The 17,930-nt window shown below is 58.1% G+C and carries 19 protein-coding genes; 14 read left to right on the top strand and 5 right to left on the bottom strand.

What is annotated here, in order from left to right:
* Positions 1 to 3 precede the first annotated feature (3 nt).
* Together QWI16_RS15190 and QWI16_RS15195 are read right to left on the bottom strand one after the other, a co-directional pair.
* A complete protein-coding gene (locus tag QWI16_RS15190; protein WP_302714345.1) occupies positions 4 to 747 on the bottom strand; it encodes a pteridine reductase in 744 nt (247 codons plus the stop codon).
* Positions 740 to 1,990 carry a multifunctional CCA addition/repair protein gene (locus QWI16_RS15195; RefSeq protein ID WP_302714347.1) on the bottom strand — a complete coding sequence of 417 codons (1,251 nt, stop codon included), beginning with the start codon at positions 1,988 to 1,990 and terminating at the stop codon, positions 740 to 742. Before QWI16_RS15195 ends, QWI16_RS15190 begins: the two co-directional genes overlap by 8 nt.
* Positions 1,991 to 2,326: 336 nt before the next feature.
* Between QWI16_RS15195 and QWI16_RS15200 the strand changes: the two genes are divergently transcribed.
* The 3 genes from QWI16_RS15200 (at position 2,327) to galE (ending at position 5,341) form a co-directional block, all read left to right on the top strand.
* Positions 2,327 to 3,202, top strand: coding sequence for a DMT family transporter (locus QWI16_RS15200; RefSeq protein WP_302714349.1), 876 nt, complete (start codon positions 2,327 to 2,329; stop codon positions 3,200 to 3,202).
* 237 nt (positions 3,203 to 3,439) lie between these two features.
* Positions 3,440 to 4,138 carry a TorF family putative porin gene (locus QWI16_RS15205; protein WP_302714350.1) on the top strand — a complete coding sequence of 233 codons (699 nt, stop codon included), beginning with the start codon at positions 3,440 to 3,442 and terminating at the stop codon, positions 4,136 to 4,138.
* A 171-nt stretch (positions 4,139 to 4,309) separates the two neighbouring features.
* Complete coding sequence (galE, locus tag QWI16_RS15210) at positions 4,310 to 5,341, top strand: UDP-glucose 4-epimerase GalE (protein ID WP_302714352.1); 1,032 nt, start codon at positions 4,310 to 4,312, stop codon at positions 5,339 to 5,341.
* Here galE and QWI16_RS15215 read toward each other — a convergent pair.
* The 3 genes from QWI16_RS15215 to QWI16_RS15225 are packed head-to-tail and all read right to left on the bottom strand — an operon-like array spanning position 5,332 to position 7,679.
* Positions 5,332 to 6,708 carry an ATP-binding protein gene (locus QWI16_RS15215; protein WP_302714354.1) on the bottom strand — a complete coding sequence of 459 codons (1,377 nt, stop codon included), beginning with the start codon at positions 6,706 to 6,708 and terminating at the stop codon, positions 5,332 to 5,334. The two genes, galE and QWI16_RS15215, sit on opposite strands and share 10 nt — an antisense overlap.
* Entirely contained in the window at positions 6,705 to 7,388 is a 684-nt protein-coding gene (locus tag QWI16_RS15220; RefSeq protein ID WP_302714356.1) for a response regulator transcription factor, read from the bottom strand. Before QWI16_RS15220 ends, QWI16_RS15215 begins: the two co-directional genes overlap by 4 nt.
* A gap of 9 nt (positions 7,389 to 7,397) precedes the next feature.
* Positions 7,398 to 7,679: a PepSY domain-containing protein gene (locus tag QWI16_RS15225; RefSeq protein ID WP_302714358.1), complete on the bottom strand. Its 282-nt coding sequence runs from the start codon at positions 7,677 to 7,679 to the stop codon at positions 7,398 to 7,400.
* Positions 7,680 to 8,000: 321 nt separating this feature from the next.
* On the opposite strand from QWI16_RS15225, the gene QWI16_RS15230 reads away from it, so the two are divergent.
* The 11 genes from QWI16_RS15230 to lipB all read left to right on the top strand — a co-directional run bounded on the left by QWI16_RS15230 (position 8,001) and on the right by lipB (position 17,896).
* A complete protein-coding gene (locus QWI16_RS15230) occupies positions 8,001 to 9,266 on the top strand; it encodes a glutamate-5-semialdehyde dehydrogenase (RefSeq protein WP_302714361.1) in 1,266 nt (421 codons plus the stop codon).
* Complete coding sequence (gene nadD / locus QWI16_RS15235; RefSeq protein ID WP_302714363.1) at positions 9,266 to 9,931, top strand: nicotinate-nucleotide adenylyltransferase; 666 nt, start codon at positions 9,266 to 9,268, stop codon at positions 9,929 to 9,931. Before QWI16_RS15230 ends, nadD begins: the two co-directional genes overlap by 1 nt.
* Before the next feature lie 7 nt (positions 9,932 to 9,938).
* Positions 9,939 to 10,280, top strand: coding sequence for a ribosome silencing factor (gene rsfS, locus QWI16_RS15240; RefSeq protein ID WP_302714365.1), 342 nt, complete (start codon positions 9,939 to 9,941; stop codon positions 10,278 to 10,280).
* 10 nt (positions 10,281 to 10,290) lie between these two features.
* On the top strand, positions 10,291 to 10,761 hold the full coding sequence (rlmH, locus tag QWI16_RS15245; RefSeq protein ID WP_302714367.1) for a 23S rRNA (pseudouridine(1915)-N(3))-methyltransferase RlmH: 471 nt from the start codon (positions 10,291 to 10,293) through the stop codon (positions 10,759 to 10,761).
* Positions 10,762 to 10,811: 50 nt separating this feature from the next.
* A complete protein-coding gene (gene mrdA / locus QWI16_RS15250) occupies positions 10,812 to 12,656 on the top strand; it encodes a penicillin-binding protein 2 (protein WP_302714369.1) in 1,845 nt (614 codons plus the stop codon).
* A complete protein-coding gene (rodA, locus tag QWI16_RS15255) occupies positions 12,653 to 13,801 on the top strand; it encodes a rod shape-determining protein RodA (RefSeq protein WP_302714371.1) in 1,149 nt (382 codons plus the stop codon). Before mrdA ends, rodA begins: the two co-directional genes overlap by 4 nt.
* A gap of 45 nt (positions 13,802 to 13,846) precedes the next feature.
* Positions 13,847 to 14,857 carry a lytic murein transglycosylase B gene (gene mltB, locus QWI16_RS15260; protein ID WP_302714373.1) on the top strand — a complete coding sequence of 337 codons (1,011 nt, stop codon included), beginning with the start codon at positions 13,847 to 13,849 and terminating at the stop codon, positions 14,855 to 14,857.
* Positions 14,854 to 15,678: a septal ring lytic transglycosylase RlpA family protein gene (locus QWI16_RS15265; RefSeq protein ID WP_302714375.1), complete on the top strand. Its 825-nt coding sequence runs from the start codon at positions 14,854 to 14,856 to the stop codon at positions 15,676 to 15,678. The genes mltB and QWI16_RS15265 overlap by 4 nt, the downstream gene beginning before the upstream one ends.
* A 79-nt stretch (positions 15,679 to 15,757) precedes the next feature.
* Positions 15,758 to 16,906: a D-alanyl-D-alanine carboxypeptidase family protein gene (locus QWI16_RS15270; RefSeq protein ID WP_302714377.1), complete on the top strand. Its 1,149-nt coding sequence runs from the start codon at positions 15,758 to 15,760 to the stop codon at positions 16,904 to 16,906.
* Between the two features lie 52 nt (positions 16,907 to 16,958).
* Entirely contained in the window at positions 16,959 to 17,231 is a 273-nt protein-coding gene (locus QWI16_RS15275; RefSeq protein ID WP_302714379.1) for a YbeD family protein, read from the top strand.
* Positions 17,231 to 17,896: a lipoyl(octanoyl) transferase LipB gene (gene lipB / locus QWI16_RS15280; protein WP_302714380.1), complete on the top strand. Its 666-nt coding sequence runs from the start codon at positions 17,231 to 17,233 to the stop codon at positions 17,894 to 17,896. Before QWI16_RS15275 ends, lipB begins: the two co-directional genes overlap by 1 nt.
* Positions 17,897 to 17,930: the final 34 nt, after the last annotated feature.

Raw genomic sequence — 17,930 nt, forward strand, 5'->3', positions numbered from 1 at the left:
ACCTCAACCTTGCAACGTTCGGCCGCCGTCCACGCTGATGATTTGCCCGGTAATGTAGGGGGCTTGCTCAAGCAGAAACCGGACGGTGCGTGCGATGTCCATAGGGTCGCCCGTGCGATGGAGCGCCACTTTGGCCAGTATAGCCGTTTGTTCCTGCTCAGACAGGGCCGCGGCATCTTCGGGCCAGGCGATGGCGCCCGGGGCTACGGCGTTGACCCGAATCTCAGGTGCCAGTTCCCGGGCCAGGGTTTTTGTCAGCATGACGTTACCGGCTTTGGCCATGCAATAGAGGCTGTGTGCTTTGAGGGGTCGGTCGGCGTGAATATCGGCGATGTTGATGATCGAACCGCCTTGCCGTTTGAGTGCGCCGGCCAGCGCCTGGCTCAAAAAGAAGGGCGCTTTAAGGTTACTGCCAAACAGGTCGTCCCACTGCGCCTCAGTGGCCTCGCCGATCGGTGTCGGGTAGAAGCTCGACGCATTGTTGATCAACGCATCCAGTCGCTGCCAGTGGTTGAGGACGGCTTCGGCCAGTGCGTCCCGTTCAGTGTTACGGCAAAGGTCGGCGGCAAAAACAGCGGCGCTTGCCGGGCGGGTGAGGTTTAACTCGCCTGCCAGGGCCTCGGCCTCTGTGGCTGAGCGGCGATAGTGAATGGCGAGGTTCCAGCCGTTTTCGTGCAGGTGGCGGGCGATGGCGGCGCCGATACGACGCGCGCCGCCGGTTATTAAGGCCACAGGTCTTTCAATCATTGTCGGCGTTCCGGAGTTGTTGAGCTTGTGATTTGTAGTGGGCAATGGCGTTGACTTTTTCGCGCTCGATTTGCTCGCCGAGCTGGGCGCCCTGATGCCCCTGCGCCAGCAGGGCTTTGATGTCGACACGGTTGGCCGCTGCTAGTGCGCCGGTTAAGTAATCGGCTTGTGGGTAGGGGCGGTGTTCAAACCCAGTGCGTCCGCGGGCATCGGCTTCACAGGCGAGCAAGAGTTGGGCGAAGCGCTCGGGCCGGCGGTAGGCATCGGTTTGCACAAACAGTTGCTGGATTCGGGCGGGTCTGAGCTCCTCGGCCCGGTGCACCAGTAGGTGAAACTCGGCGCACAGCAGGGCGAGATCGCGACAGTCGTTGGGCACAGTCAGGCGAGCGCAGAGTGCTTTTACCGGCGCAATTCCCAGTGCTTCATGACCAATATGGCGCGGCCACTGCTCAGGTGGCGTCAGTGCCTTGCCCAGATCGTGCATGAGCGCGGCAAAGCGCACCGCGACCTGTTCAGTGAGGCGGCTCGCCTGCGTCAGACACATAAGGCTGTGTACCCCCGTGTCGATTTCCGGATGATGTTTGGGGGTTTGCGGTACCCCAAAGAGGGCATCGAGTTCGGGCATGAGACGAGCGAGAGCACCGCAGTCGCGTAGCGTTTGGATAAACACTTCGGGGTGTTTTTCACCCAATGCCCGTGACATCTCTTTCCAGACCCGTTCTGCGACCAGATGATCGGCCTCGCCCTCTTTGACCATCTGCTGCATCAACTGCCGGGTCTCGGGGGCCACCTGAAAATCGAGATGATGATAGCGCGCGGCAAAGCGTGCCACTCGCAGAATGCGTACCGGGTCTTCGGCGAATGCCGCGGAAACGTGGCGCAGCTGTTTGCGCGCAATATCCCCGGCGCCGCCATAGGGATCGATCAAGTCGCCGGTCTCGGTCATCGCGATGGCATTAATGGTCAAGTCGCGGCGCTGCAAATCCTCTTCAAGGCTGACATCGGGGGCGCAGTGAAAAGCAAAACCTGTATAGCCGGGGGCCGTTTTGCGCTCGGTGCGCGCCAGAGCATGTTCCTCTTTTGTTTCGGGGTGCAAAAATACCGGAAAGTCCTTGCCTACCGATGTGAACCCCAGGGCCGCCATTTGTTCCGGCGTCGCGCCGACCACCACCCAGTCTTTTTCGCTGAAGGGGTAGCCGAGCAGTGAGTCGCGGACTGCGCCGCCGACAAGATAGGTTTGCATGCGCTGTTCGTTGTCTCTTCGTTGGCGATTGACTGACTATCTTAACCAATACTTGCTGCAGCTGCTTGTGCCGTTCGACGACTGGGCGTAAAGTAGGCGCTTAATGTTTTTTTTGGATCACTGAGTGATGCTTCTTCGCAAGATCGCAAAGATTACCGCCGTTGCACTGCGCCGAGTCTGGCTGGCAGTGCCTGCGTGCGTTTGCGGCTGGTGGAGAAGCGATAACAGATGACTGAATAACGCTATTACACACAAAAAAGGCCGCAGCGACTCTCCTGCGGCCTTTTTTGTTTCTGGCACAGGAGCGCGGCACCACGGCAGAGGGAGGAAGGGAAAGTGCCGGTGCTTATTGCTTATCTATTGGTTGTTCTGATTTGGGGGACAACCCCGCTCGCCATTCACTGGAGCAACGGTGCCGGCAGTGTGATGGCGGCGGTGTGCCTGCGCATGCTGATTGCGCTCGCGCTGGCGTTGATGATCAATGCGGTGATCGGCAAGTCTCTGTTTGACCGGCCAGGCGTCTGGAAAGCCTACCTGGCCGCCGCGATCGGTATCTTTCCCAATATGCCCCTGGTGTACTGGTCTGCCCAGTTTATTCCCTCAGGGTTGATGGCTGTTGTTTTTGCTTTTTCGCCTTTTGTGACGGGCCTGCTCTGTTGGTTGATGCTGGGCGACAACCCGTTTAATCGGCGCCGGCTGTTGGCTCTTGTTGTGGCGCTGGCAGGCTTGGGGCTGGTTTTTGCCGGGCAGTTGCGCGCCGTGCCCGGCTCTGCGCCCGGTGTTTTGGGCATGCTGCTCTCCTGTGGGTTGTTCAGTTTTAGCAGTGTCTGGTTGAAACGTCTGGATATGCAGGTCGATGCCTTTAACCAGACCGCCGGTGCCCTAATGTTTGCGCTGCCGGGGTTACTGCTGTTGTGGTGGTTTACCGGCGGGCACTGGCAACTCGATAGCGCCTCATTGGCGGCTATTGTCTACCTGGCCATTGGCGGCTCTCTATTGGGATTTACGCTGTTTTTCTATGTGCTGGCGCGCCTTCCGCCCACGGTAGTGTCATTGATTACCCTGGTGACGCCTGTCGTCGCGATAGTGCTCGGCGCACTTCTGGCTCAAGAGCGCCCGGCAGTTCAGGTGCTGGTCGGGGCGGGGCTGGTCTTGCTCGCGCTGGTGGCCTATCTGGAGGTGTTCTCGAAGCCTTTGGGTGATCAGTCATAAAGGTTTGCACTATGGTGGTGCGCCGGCTTTGCCTGAGCTTTTCAATTTGCCCGCTAATGGTGCCCCGTCGGCCTTGCCGACTTTATGCGGCGTGGCCAAAGTTTTCTAACTGACTGATAAATAAGAAAAAGACCAAGTTGGCTCGGTCTTCGCTATTACTCGGGCAAGCTTGATCGGTGTGCTAATCGACAGCTAACACAAGAATATTACTGCCATTAGAAACTAGAGGAAGATTTCATGAAGATGATGAACAAAAAAGTGCTGGCCAGTGCCGTCGCTGCTTCTGCCATTGCCCTGAGCGCCATGGCGCCGGTGGCCAACGCTGCTGAAGTGTCTGCATCTGTGGGCGCTGCCAACATGTACTACTGGCGTGGTCTGGACCTTGGCAATGGCGACGCTGCCATCTCCGGTGATATCACTGTGAGCGCCGGTGGCTTCTACGCTGGTATCTGGGGCTCCTCTGGTGACGCCGCTCTTGGCCAAGAATACGATTTGTACATCGGTTACGGTGGCGAAGTGGGTAGCTTCACTTACGACGTTAGCCTTTGGAACTATAACTACCCGAGTGCCTCCGAGACCACCTCTTGGATTGACTGGGAAAATCAGCAGTGGGTTGAAGAGACCATGGACACCTCTCCCGATATCGGTGATCTGACCGAAGCGGTTGTGTCTCTGGGCTTTGGTCCGGTTGCTGTGACCTACTACCACGGCTTGGAAGATCTGGATGAGTACTGGTACGCCACCGTTGGCGCGACCTTTGACAAATTCAGCGTTACCTACGGTCTGCACGAAGACGACCTGGCGCACGTTGACCTGGGCTATGCCTTCAACGACAACCTGAGCTTCACCATCGGCCAGGTCGTTGACGACGTTGACGGCGGCTATGACGATGACACCAAATTTATTGTATCTTTGAGCCTGCCGATCGAATTCTAAGGAAGGCACAAGAAGAATCTGTTCCGCTGACAGAAAAACAGCGAGCATGAAGCTCTCGGGGCAAACTTCGGTTTGCCCCTTTTTTATGCCCGTCCGGTCACGCCTACCCGCTCAGCGCGTTGTGGTTTGTGTGGCATAATTCCCGCTCATTGATACTGAGGGGGGTAATGGATGCGCGGGGCAGGTAAAACCATATTGGTAACGGGGGGCGCCGGCTACATCGGCAGCCATGTTTGCGTAGAACTGATCAATGCCGGTTTTGACCCGGTCATTGTCGATAATTTCTGCAACAGTAGCCCTAAGGTGCTTGAGCGCATCGAGCAAATCACCCGCGTAAAGCCCGCGCTTTATGAGTTGGACATTAACGATGTTCAGGGCTTGCAACGAGTCTTTGCCGAGCATACGGTAGCGGCGGTGATGCACTTTGCCGGCCTGAAGGCGGTGGGTGAATCCACCCAAATTCCTCTGACCTATTACCGCGACAACGTCGGCGGCGCCATGAGCTTGTGCGAGGCCATGGCTGCAGCGGGTGTTTACCGGCTGATTTTCAGCTCGTCGGCTACAGTCTATGGCGATCCCGCCTCGGTGCCCATTGACGAGACATTTCCCCGCAGCGCCACCAACCCCTATGGCCGCAGTAAGCTGATTATTGAGCAGATGCTGGAAGACATCGCGCGGGCGCCCGAGAGCCGGTGGGCCATATCGCTGCTGCGGTATTTCAACCCGATTGGTGCTCACAGCAGTGGCTTGATCGGTGAAGATCCGGCGGGCATACCCAACAACCTCGTGCCCTATGTGGCTCAGGTGGCGGTCGGCAAGCTGCCCTTTTTGCAGGTGTTTGGCGACGACTACCCGACCCCCGATGGCACCGGTGTGCGCGACTACATTCATGTGGTGGACCTGGCGCGGGGACACGTGGCCGCGCTCGAGGCGCAGCTCGCGGGTGGGAAGGGCTGCCAGGCTTACAACCTGGGCACCGGGCGGGGCTACTCTGTGCTAGAGGTGTTAAAGGCCTTTGAGGTGGCGTGCGGCAAGCCGTTGGAATACCGGATCAAACCCCGTCGACCCGGCGATATCGCCTGCTGCTACGCCGACCCCGCAGAGGCCAAAAGGCGCCTGGGCTGGCAGGCCGAGTACGATCTGGCGCAAATGATGAGCGATACCTGGCGCTGGCAGAGCGCCAATCCGGACGGTTACGCTTGATCGCCCCGGCGCTGAGTGCCGGGCAGCTTGACGCTAAAGCGCGCGCCGCCGAGTGCCGAGCGGGAGATTTTTAGTTGCCCCTGATAGCCGGCGGCAATGTCGGCGCAGATGGCCAGGCCGATACCCTGGCCGGGCTTTGAAGTATCCAGCCGCTGGCCGCGTTCAAGGGAGCTGCTGCGCAGTGACTCGGCAATGCCGCCGCCGTCGTCATCCACGTTGATGTGCAGTTGCTCGCCCTGCAGTTGGGCGCTCACGGTCACTTGGTGATTACCGTACTTGAAACCGTTGTCCAGCAGGTTGCCAAAAATTTCCAGAAAATCCTGCTCATCGCCGACAAACATCAGTGTCTCGTCCACATCGATGGCGAGGCTGATGCCTTTGTCGCGGTAGATTTTTTTCAGTGACTGCCCCAGGCGCTCGAGCGTTTGGGCGACTGGAACTTGAGATTTGCTGCCGCTGTTTTGCTCGCTCACGGCCCTTTGCAATTGGTATTTCACAACTTGGTCCATCCTTTCCACTTGTTCGTTCACCTGTTGGCTGTACGCCTCGGCGCTTTGCGGCGCTCTGGCTGACTTGAGTACCGCCAAAGGGGTTTTCAGGCTGTGAGCCAGATCGCCCAGGCTGTTGCGATAGCGTCGGCGCAAACGCGACTCACTTTCCAGCACCCGGTTGAGGCTGTTGACCACTTGCTGAATTTCACCCGGGTAGTGACCTGTCAGGTGCGAGGTTTCACCGCTGCGCATTCTCTCCAGTGCTCGCGCCAACTGCCGCAGAGGTTTCAGTGCCCAGCCGATGATCAGGCCCTGCAGCAGGAGTAGAGCGCCGGCTGCAATCAGCAGGCCTCGCCCCAGCTGAGTACGAAAAGCCGACAGAGCACTGTAATAGCTTTCTCCGGCATGCACCAGCGCGAAACGGTATGGAATTGTTACACCGGCCTCGGTTTCCCATAGGACGTCGAAGTGGGCGAGAAAAGGGGGGGTGTCCCCGGCGCTTGCGCGCTGAACGATGAGCTCACCGGGCTGCCAGAGCTCACTGAAGCTTTGGTAGCCGGGAGTATCATTCATTAGGGCGCTTGAGGCCGAGCGCCAGAGCTGCTGGCCGTCGCCTCGAAAGACAAAGCCTGCTACGCCCGAGGTAGTCTGCTCCAAATCCGGCTCAATCATGGCTTCTGGTAGCTGGAGTTGTCCGTTTTCAAGCTCGGCGAGACTGAACAGCAGGTAGAAGTAGCGCTCGAGTCGCACGGTTTCGGCCGCCAGCAGGCTGCTCTGAAAGGCTCTATCCAGGGCGGCGCCGGTGATCAGAAGTACCAGAATCATAATCAGCATAGAGCTGCTGAGCAGGCGGGTTTTGAGCGTGCCCAGCTTCACCCACCGCTCCGGCTGAGGTTAAAGCGGTAGCCAAGCCCGCGCTGGGTGGAGATCAGGTTCAGGGCGCCGTCCGGGTCGAGTTTCTTGCGCAACCGGCCGATAAAAACCTCGATCACATTGCTGTCTCGATCAAAATCCTGAGCGTACAGGTGTTCTGTCAACTCGGTTTTGGAGATGGCTTTGCCAGCGTTTAACGCGAGATAGGCGAGGGTGTTGTACTCGTAACCTGTCAATTCGACCATCTGGCCATTAACCGCGACGGTCTTGGCATCTGTGTCCAGCTCCAGCGGTCCGAAACGCACCTTGCTCTGCGCCAGCCCGTGGGAGCGGCGCAGCAGGGCATGAACTCGCGCCATCAGTTCCTGCGGGTGGAAGGGTTTGGTGAGATAGTCATCGGCGCCGGCCTCCAGCCCTTCGACTTTGTCCTGCCAGGCATCGCGGGCGGTGAGAATCAGGACCGGATAGTTTCTCTGTCTCTGGCGCAGGGCACGGATCAGGCTGATACCGTCGAGGCCGGGCAGGCCCAGATCGATAATCGCGAGGTCGTAGTCTACTTCCTCGCCCTGGTAGAGGCCATCGGTACCATCCAGAGCGCAGTCGCAGGCAAAGCCGGCAGATTTGAGCTGGCTGGCAATGCTTTCGCTCAAGGCGGGATCGTCTTCGGCTATCAGCAGGCGCATGCTTGCCCCCTATTGCAACGGTTTGCCGCTAGCGGCGTCAATCAGCACAGAGTGGATGCGCCCTGAAGGCTGTAGCAATTTAACCCGGTAGACGCTGCGACCATTGACTTGCATGGCTTTGACGTCGAGTACCTTGCCGCCAAAGGTTTTGCTGGCAATCTTGCCCGCCTGCGCCGCCGACACGGCGCACTGGTTTATCGCCTGGGGCGCGGCAAAGGGCGGAATCGGCTGGCGCGCCTGGGTGGCGCTCGCCAGCAGTATGAGGAAAATGCACAGCAACGGTCGGATCATAGTGGATTAGGGCCTGTTAATACTCAATGAATTCACCCCCTGGAAGCCAGCTTAGGGCTTGGGCTTTGGAATCCAGAAGCCATTGTAGCACCTCAAACCGTCTGCTCGGGCCAGACGCTCGCGCCACAGTTTAACGGGCTAAGCGGTAGCAGGTCCGCCTGGCAGTCACAAACGCTTATCAGACAGCAACGGGTCGGTGTATTCGATGTCTAGAGAATGCCGGCGGCAGGCTGAACACAAACTGAAGCTAAAAACCCGCAAACCCGCTACTAAACGGGTATAATTGCGGCGATTTTTCGTTGAAAGACACAGGTTTTACGCATGTTGGATAAGGTTTCTGTGAAAGAATACATGGCGCAGGTGGGCCGCGCGGCGCGCGAAGCCTCGCGAGTGTTGGCCGCCTCCAGTACCGGGGTAAAAAACGAGGCGCTGTTGGCCATGGCCCGCGAGCTGGATGCCAGCCGCGAGCACCTCGCCCGGGAAAATGAAAAAGACCTGGCTGCCGGCCGCGATAATGGGCTGGACGCCGCTCTGCTGGACCGCCTGGCTCTCAAACCCCAGACCATTGATGGCATGATTGAAGGCCTGCGCCAGGTGGCGGCGCTGCCGGATCCCTGCGGTGAAATCACCGATATGAGCTATCGGCCAAGTGGCATCCAGGTGGGAAAAATGCGTGTGCCGCTCGGCGTGGTGGGCATCATCTATGAGTCGCGCCCCAACGTCACCATTGACGCCGCCAGCTTGTGCTTGAAGTCCGGTAACGCCGCGATTTTGCGCGGCGGCAGTGAAGCCATTCACTCCAACCGGGCAATCGCCGAGTGTATTGAGCGCGGTCTCACGGCCGCAGGACTGCCGGTCAGCGCTGTTCAGGTGATTCAAACCACGGATCGGGCCGCGGTTGGCGAGTTGATTACTATGCCCGAGTGGGTGGATGTTATTGTTCCACGCGGAGGCAAAGGCCTGATCGAGCGTATCTCCCGTGAAGCCTCGGTGCCCGTTATCAAGCACCTCGACGGTATTTGCCATGTCTACATCGATGCCAAGGCCGACCTGGACAAAGCCTTTGCCATTGCTCTGAACGCCAAAACCCACCGTTATGGCGTGTGCAATGCCATGGAAACCCTGCTGGTGGATGAGGCGGTGGCGGCGCAGATTCTCCCGCGCCTGGCCGATGCCTACCGCGCCGAGGGGGTCGAGCTGCGCGGCTGTGACAAAACCCGCTGCTTGATCGAGGCCTCCGAGGCAACCGAGGAGGACTGGCAGACGGAGTACTTGGCGCCGGTGTTGTCCATTCGGATAGTGGCGTCGCTCGATGAGGCGATTGAGCACATTGCCCGTTACAGCTCGCAGCACACCGAGTCGATTGTCACAGAAGACTTTACTCGTGGTCGACGCTTTCTCACGGAAGTGGATTCCGCCTCGGTGATGATCAATGCCTCGACACGTTTTGCCGATGGCTTTGAGTATGGTCTGGGCGCTGAAATCGGTATCTCGACCGACAAGATTCACGCTCGTGGGCCTGTGGGGCTGGAGGGGCTGACCTCGCAGAAGTGGATTGTGTTGGGTGATGGTCATATTCGTCACTGATGCGCCCTAAAGTCGCTGTTTTCGGAGGGACTTTTAACCCGATTCACCACGGTCATTTGCGCCTGGCGCTGGATCTGGTGCAACAACTTGGCTTTGATCAAATGTTGCTTGTGCCCTGCCATATCCCCATGCACCGTGAGGATCCGAGCGTTGCCAGTCAGCGCCGGGCGCGCATGGTCGAGTTGGCGGTTGCCTCCAGCCCGACGCTCAAACTCGACACCCGCGAGCTCAAGCGCGGTAGCGTGTCCTACTCGCTCGATACCCTGGCCGAGCTCCGTCAGGAGCAGGGGCGAGAGGCGTCAATATCGTTGATCATGGGGATGGATGCCTACCTCGGCCTGCCGCGCTGGCACCGATGGTTAGAATTGCTCAAGTATGGACACATCGTGGTGATAAGCCGCCCGGGATATGTCATGCCCGAAGACGGTGAGTTGGCGGCCTTCGATCGCGAGCACCGCGCCGATGCCAAGGTGCTGGAACAGGCGGTCGCGGGGCGTGTGGTGCATCTGGATATTCGTGCGCTGGCCATCAGTGCCACCGAAATACGCACTCTTACGGCGGCGGGCTTGTCAACACGCTACCTGCTGCCGGAGACGGTGCGTCGCTATATTGCCGAGCACGGACTCTACGCAGCCCGTGCTCCAGAAACTACTGATAAATCATAGGTATACAATGTCTGACAAACTCAACCCCTTGCTGCTCGAAGCCCTTGATGACCTCAAAGCCAAAGAGGTGGTTCAAGTCGATGTGCGCGGTAAAAGCGACGTGATGGACACCATGATCATCGCCTGCGGCACCTCCAAGCGCCACGTAAAATCCCTGGCGGGAAACGCGGTGGAGGACGCCAAAAAGCAGGGCTTTCAGCCATTCGGGGTGGAAGGCATGGAGAGCGGCGACTGGGTCCTGGTCGACTTTGGCGACACCGTGCTCCACGTTATGTTGCCCGAGACCCGCGAGTTCTACGACCTGGAAAAACTCTGGTCGGTTGAACCAGCGGGGCGTTCAGCGGACTAAAGGCCCTGGTGTGCGCGTAAAATTGATTGCCGTCGGCTCGCGTATGCCCGCCTGGGTGCAGGAGGGCTTTGGCGAATACGCGAAGCGTTTGCCCCGTGGTGATATGCAAGTCGAACTGGTCGAATTGCCTCTGGCGGTGCGCGGCAAGAATGCCGACCTCGGTCGGGCCATGGAGCGCGAAGGCGAGTCCATTTTGGCGGCCATTGGCAAAGGCGATAAAGTCATTGCGCTGGATGTAAAGGGCAAAAGCTGGAGTACAGAGCAGCTGGCCGCCGAGTTGGCCGGCTGGCGTATGGAGGGGCGCGGCGTTAGCCTGGTGGTAGGCGGGCCTGATGGCTTGGCTCCGGCAGTGCTGCGCGTGGCCGATCAGCGTTGGTCGCTATCGGCATTGACGTTGCCCCATCCGCTGGTGCGGGTATTGCTAATGGAGCAGTTGTACCGAGCTTGGACGGTATTAAACAACCATCCCTACCACAAATAACAACCATACAATACACAGATTCGCCATCACGGGCCCCGCAAGAATTCGCTATGTCTGAAGCGCGCCAGTTTAAAGATCACCACCGCGAAGCGAGGCTATTCTTCTCGCGAGCCCTGTTCGCCGGTGTGGTGATTGTGCTTCTTACCGCTTTGCTGGTGGTGCGCTTTTACTCGTTGCAAGTGACACATCATGAGGACTATGTCACCCAGTCCGATCGCAACCGCGTCCACGTCTTGCCCATCGCCCCCACCCGCGGGTTGATTTACGATCGCGACGGCGAACTGTTGGCCGAGAATCGCGCCAGTTACACCCTGTCAGTGGTTCACGAGCGGGTTGAAGATCTCGGCCATACGCTGGAGCTATTGTCCGATTTGGTGACTATCACCCCCAATGATATTGAAAAATTTAACGACCAGTTGCGCCAGCGCCGCCGTCCTTTCGACGCGGTTCCCCTGCGCTATAACCTGACGGAGGACGAAATCGCCCGCCTGGCGGTCAACGAATTTCGCCTTGACGGGGTGGAGGTGCACGCCCAGTTGGTGCGCTACTACCCGCACGGCGAAATGTTTGCCCACACCATTGGCTACGTCGGGCGGATCAATGAGCGTGAGTTGGCGGGCTTTACTGAGGAGGAGTACCAACAGTACTCCGGCACCCACTCCATTGGCAAAATCGGTCTGGAAAAAGCTTACGAAACGCAGCTGTTGGGCGAGGTGGGCTATCAAAACGTGGAAACCAATGCCCGGGGCCGAGTGCTGCGCGTCTTGGAAAGCGGTGACCCCAAGCCCGGCAAAGATCTGGTGTTGCATTTGGATACTGAGCTGCAGCGCGAGGCGTTCGCCGCCCTTGAAGACAATCGCGGTGCAGTGGTGGCGGTGGATGTCAAAACCGGCGGTATACTCGCGGCGGCCAGTGCGCCGAGCTTTGATGCCAATCTGTTTGTCACAGGTATCAGTTTTAAAGACTATCGGGCGCTCAATCAGTCGGCGGATTTGCCACTGTTTAATCGTTTTTTGCAGGGGCAGTACCCGCCGGGGTCCACTATCAAGCCGGTGGTTGGTATGGCGGGCTTGCACTTCGGGGTGGTTACTCCCGAGGACACGATTTACGACCCAGGCTACTACCGGTTAAAGAACGATTCACGGTTTTACCGCGACTGGAAGCGCCAGGGGCACGGTACCAAGGTTGACTTGAAGCAGGCGATTGCGGAGTCCTGCGATACCTATTTCTACGATTTGGGCCACCGGATGGGCATCGACGACATGCACAGCTTTGGTTATCAGTTCGGGCTAGGAGAAAAAACCGGCATTGATGTGCCCAACGAGCGTCGGGGGCTTTGGCCCTCGCGAGACTGGAAGCGCGGTGCTCGTGGTCTGCCCTGGTTTCCCGGCGACAGCCTGAACGTGGCCATCGGCCAGGGCGACGTTTTGGCTACGCCCATGCAGCTTGGCGTAATGGTGGCCACACTCGCCAGCCGCGGCAAACACTATCGGCCGCAGATGGTTGCTAGCGTTGGCGGTGAACCGCGGCCACCGGAGTTACTGGGGGAGGTGTCTGTCAGCGAAGAACACATGAATGTCATTATTGAGGCCATGGAAGAGGTCGTGCACGGCGTGCATGGCACGGCGCAGCGCATCCGCCGGGGAGCGCCCTATCGAATGGCGGGAAAAACAGGTACCGCTCAGGTGGTGGCTATTGCCCAGGGCGAGAAATACGACTCTGAGGCGCTGTCCGAGCGCAACCGGGATCATGCGTTGTTTGTGGGTTTTGCGCCGCTGGAAGATCCGCAGATTGCGGTGGCGGTATTGGTTGAAAATGCAGAGTCCGGTTCCGGTGCGGCTGCTCCGGTGGCGCGGCGGGTGTTTGATGCCTGGCTCTTGCGGGAGACCGAATGATGCCCAATCAGGATTTTTTGCGCCGCTTGCCCGAGTCCGATCGCGCTTTGCGAAAACGCGATCGCTTGCAGCAGAGGCTGCATCTGGATTTCTGGTTATTGCTGCTGCTGCTGACCATCAGCGCCGGCGGCTTGGTGGTGCTATTCAGTGCCAGCGACCAGTCCCTCGGGACCATCAAGCGGCAGGGGGTCTATTTTGTGATTGCCTTTGTCGCCATGATGGTGGTGGCCCAGGTGCCTGTGCATTTTATGCGGCGCATGGCACCCTGGGCCTATGTGGTTGGCGTGGGGCTCTTACTACTGGTGGTCTTTTACGGGGTGGGGGCGAAAGGTGCCCAGCGCTGGCTCAGCATTGGCGGTTTTCGTTTTCAGCCCTCCGAGTTTATGAAACTTGCCATGCCGGTTGCCATAGCGGCTTACCTCGGCCAAAGACACTTGCCGCCTGTCTTTAAGCATATTTTCTGGACCCTGGTGTTGGTGTCGATTCCCGTGGTGTTGATCATCGAGCAGCCGGATTTGGGGACCTCTATCCTGGTAGCAGCTTCGGGCTTGATGGTGCTGTTTTTCGCTGGGCTCTCCTGGCGGTATATTTTTGCTGCGATTGGCGCTTTATTGCTCAGCTTATGGCCTTTGTGGCAGTTTGTTTTGCACGATTATCAAAAGCGCCGAGTTCTGACGCTACTGAACCCGGAGGATGATCGTCTGGGAGCAGGCTGGAATATTATTCAGTCGAAAACCGCGATTGGCTCGGGCGGTGTCCCGGGTAAGGGGTGGCTGCAGGGGACTCAGTCTCACCTGGATTTTCTGCCAGAGGGGCACACGGACTTTATTATTGCGGTTCTCGCCGAGGAGTTCGGGTTGATTGGCGTGCTTATCCTGCTCGGGCTCTACCTGCTGGTGGTCCTGCGTGGACTGACGATTGCTCTACGTGCGCAGGACAGCTTTGGCCGGCTGCTCGGCGCGAGCATTACTCTGACGTTTTTTGTATACGTGTTTGTTAATATCGGCATGGTGTCTGGCTTGCTGCCAGTGGTAGGAGTGCCCCTGCCTCTGGTGAGTCAGGGGGGTACCTCCATTGTGACACTGATGACCGGCTTTGGGATATTGATGGCGATTGCCACAGAGCCCAAGCGCGTAACTCGTTGATGAAACTGTCGGTTTTATGAGGGTAACCCCAGGGCCATTATTTCTATGAAGAAAGTACAGCGCTTTTTAATCGCCGCTCTCGGCATTGCTTCGGGGCTTCTCGCAACGCTCGCCCATGCCGACTATCGCCAGAGCCCCGAGGCCCAGGAGTTTGTCGATGCCATGGTCGCCGAGCACGGCTTTGAGCGAGCTGAGTTAATGGCGCTGTTTGCCAAGGTGGAAAAGAGTACGTCGATTCTCGAGGCCATTGCGCGCCCGGCCGAAAAGACCAAGAGCTGGGCAGAGTATCGCAAACTGTTTCTCACCGAAGAGCGTATCGACCAAGGGGTAGCCTTCTGGCGCGAGCATCACAGCGCTTTTCGCAAGGCCGAACGTGAGCTGGGGGTGCCCGCGGAGTATATTGTGGCGATTATCGGGGTCGAGACTTATTACGGGCGTATCACCGGCAGCTATCGCGTCATGGATGCCCTTTCCACGCTCGCCTTTGATTACCCGCCGCGCAGTGATTTTTTTACCCGCGAGCTCGAGCATTACTTGCTGTTGATGCGCGAACACGGCAAGGATCCCATGCAGAACAAAGGCTCTTACGCCGGCGCAATGGGGTTGGGTCAGTTTATGCCGTCGAGCTACCGAAGCTACGCCATCGACTTTGACGGTGATGACTGGCCGGATATCTGGAATAATCCGACCGATGCCATAGGCTCAGTGGCCAATTACTTTGTCCGCCACGGCTGGCAGCCGGGCGCTTATGTGGCTGTGCGTGCAAGGCCCGAGCAGAAGGACATTGGTCCTCTGCCCAGCGCCATTGCCAAGCCCGAGCAGCCGGTTTCTTTTTGGACAGAATCTGGTCTGACCCCCGTGTTCGAGGTGCTTGAGACAGATCTGGCCAATGCCATTGCGCTCGACGGCCCGCTGGGTGAAGAGTACTGGCTGACGTTCACCAATTTTTATGTGATCACTCGCTACAACCGCAGTGCCATGTACGCCCTGGCGGTCCATCAATTGGCGCAGGCTATTTTGCGAAAGGGCAGTGACTTAGTGCAGGAGGATCCGTGAGCGAGACTCAGTTTGGCAAGGTTTGTGTAGCATTGGCACTCATCGGACTCTTGAGTGCCTGTTCGTCACCGCACTCACCACAAGAGTCGCGCTACGAGTTGGATCAGGACAAAGGGCCGGAGCGTGCAGTGGACTTGTCTCACGTGCCCGATGCCGTACCCAGAGTCGAGCCGCGCACCCGAGCGGGAAACAAAAACCCCTATACGGTGCTCGGTAAGACCTACTATTTGATAGAAGACGAAACCAATTACAAAGAGCGAGGCACGGCGTCGTGGTACGGGAAAAAATTTCACGGCCATAACACATCCAACGGCGAGGTCTACGATATGTATGCCATGACCGCGGCGCACAAGACACTCCCAATACCTTCCTATGTGCGGGTGACCCATCTGGACAACGGTCGCAGCGTGGTGGTCCGGGTCAATGATCGCGGACCCTTTCACGCTGGAAGAATTATTGATCTCAGTTATGCGGCCGCTCAACGCCTCGGGATTACCCAGACGGGCACTGGCCCAGTGGAGGTGGAAATTGTGATCCCCGGCGATACTCCGCCGCCACCACTGCGCCCTCTAGACCGGCCGGCCACCGAATCCGACGGCATTTATCTGCAAGTGGGAGCCTTCAGTTCGGCTGCCAGTGCCAAAGCCCTGCGGGACAAAGTGGCCAAGGCGACGGGAGCACGTGTCTTTGTCAGTGAATTTTTGGCGGCAAAGGCACTCTATAGAGTTCGTATAGGACCCCTGGCGGACGAACAGGCTGTGAACCGGGTAAAAGCACTGCTTCCCAAAGCTGGGATATATTCCAGCCATACAGTGCAATGAATTCGCCGCTCGCGGCCGCTTGGGGTAAACTGCCAGCTCTTACCAACCGTTTGAACTCACTAACCAGACCTGACAACACATGTTTTCCAAATTTATCGCTTTTATTGGTGTTTTTGCTCTTTCCCTGGCCACTCATGCACAACAAGTGCTGATTCCGGCTCCACCCCAGCTGGCGGCATCCGCCTATTTGTTGCTCGATGCCACCACCGGTAAAGTTCTGGTGGAGCACAACGCCGATGAGCAGTTGCCCCCCGCCAGCCTCACCAAAATGATGACCAGCTATATCGTCACCAACGAGCTTGAGCACGGCCGATTGGGTGAGCAGGACATGGTGAACATCAGTGTTAAGGCCTGGCAAATGGGCGGTTCGAAGATGTTCGTCCGCGAGGGGACCCAAGTATCGGTCATGGATCTCCTGCGGGGTGTGATCGTGCAGTCCGGGAACGATTCCAGTGTCGCTTTGGCTGAGCACATTGCCGGCGGTGAAGACGCTTTTGCCGATGTGATGAACCAGACGGCCGAGTTGCTGGGTATGACGAATACTCACTATGTCAATTCGACCGGCTGGCCGGCTGAGGGCCATCTCACCACGGCGCGCGATCTGGCCATACTGGCTGAAGCGATTATTAACGATCACCCTTCTTATTATCCGCTGTACGCCGAAAAATATTTTGAATACAACGACATCAACCAGCCCAACCGCAACCGTCTGCTATTTCGCGACAGTTCGGTGGACGGGCTTAAAACCGGACACACGGAAGAGGCTGGTTATTGTTTAGTGGCCTCTGCTGAGCGCAGTGACATGCGTCTGATTTCGGTGGTGATGGGCACCAGTAGCGAGGATTCGCGTGCTGCCGAAACCCAGAAGCTCTTGGCTTATGGCTTTCGGTACTACGAAAACGCTACCGCTTACAAAGCGGGGGAGACGCTTGAGAGTGCGAGAATCTGGTATGGCGAGTCGGATACCTTATCGCTTTCGGTGGCGGAAGACATCGTTCTGACCATTCCCCGTGGCAGTCGGGATCAGCTGAAGGCCGACCTCAGTCTGCCCGATACCATCAAGGCCCCGGTGACTCAGGGCCAGCAGGTGGGTACGTTGACGCTCAGCCTTGATGGTGAGACTCTCGCCGAGGTGCCCGCTGTCGCGGCGGCTGCCGTTGAGGAGGCGGGCTTTATCGCTCGCCTGATCGATGCCATCAAGCTGTTTATAACCGGCCTGCTGAGTTAGCCTCCAGGTCAATCTGATATAATGCGGCCCAGTTTTCAGACGACGAGGCCGCATGTCAGAGCAAAATCCCCCCAAAATTGAGTTTCCCTGCCCGGACTACCCGATTAAGGTACTGGGCGATGCCGGTGAGACGCTTTACTCGCTGGTGCTTGAGGTGATGGAAAACCATGCTCCGGGCTTCGATGCCGGCAAAATTACCGTGCGCGACAGCGGTAAAGGGCGCTACCAGTCGGTGACCGTTTACATTACCGCCACGGGTATCGCACAGCTGGAGACCATTCACAAGGACTTGCGCGCTCACCCCGCTGTTAAAATCGTACTCTGATGCCCGACCACACTCTTATTGTTCACGAGCTCGGGCGCCGCGATTACGAGTCTGTCTGGCGCGCCATGTCTGATTACACCAGCCAGCGTGGCGAGGATGACGAGGATCAGCTCTGGCTGGTGGAGCATCCTCCGGTGTTTACTCAGGGGCAAGCCGGCAAAGGTGAGCACTTACTAATGCTGGGCGACATACCGCTGGTGCAATCTGACAGGGGCGGGCAAGTCACTTATCACGGTCCCGGTCAGTTGGTCGCCTACCTGATGCTGGATTTGCGGCGTTGCAAAATCGGCGTCAGGGATCTGGTCAACCTTCTCGAAACATCCTTGGTGCAGCTGCTGGCCGACTACGGCATTCCGTCCCGTGCCCGGCCGGACGCCCCGGGCGTTTACGTAGGTGAGTCCAAGATAGCCTCGCTGGGGCTCAGAGTGAGGCGCGGTTGCAGCTTTCACGGTCTTGCCCTCAATGTGGATATGGATCTGGCGCCCTTCGCCCGAATTAACCCCTGCGGCTATCCGGGCCTGGCCATGACGGATATGGCGAGATTGCTGGGGCAGGCACCGGATATTGGCTCAGTCGGTCGGCAGTGGGTCAGCTGTTTTGTACAGAAACTGGGCGACAAAACCGGTATAATGCCCGCCACGTGCTATCGCCCCGCGGCCATTTAGGGCCTGTCGACACCGCAGTAACCATTGAAAGAGT

Origin of the sequence: Gilvimarinus algae (genome assembly GCF_030518215.1) — a bacterium.
GTDB classification, from domain to species: Bacteria; Pseudomonadota; Gammaproteobacteria; order Pseudomonadales; family Cellvibrionaceae; genus Gilvimarinus; species Gilvimarinus algae.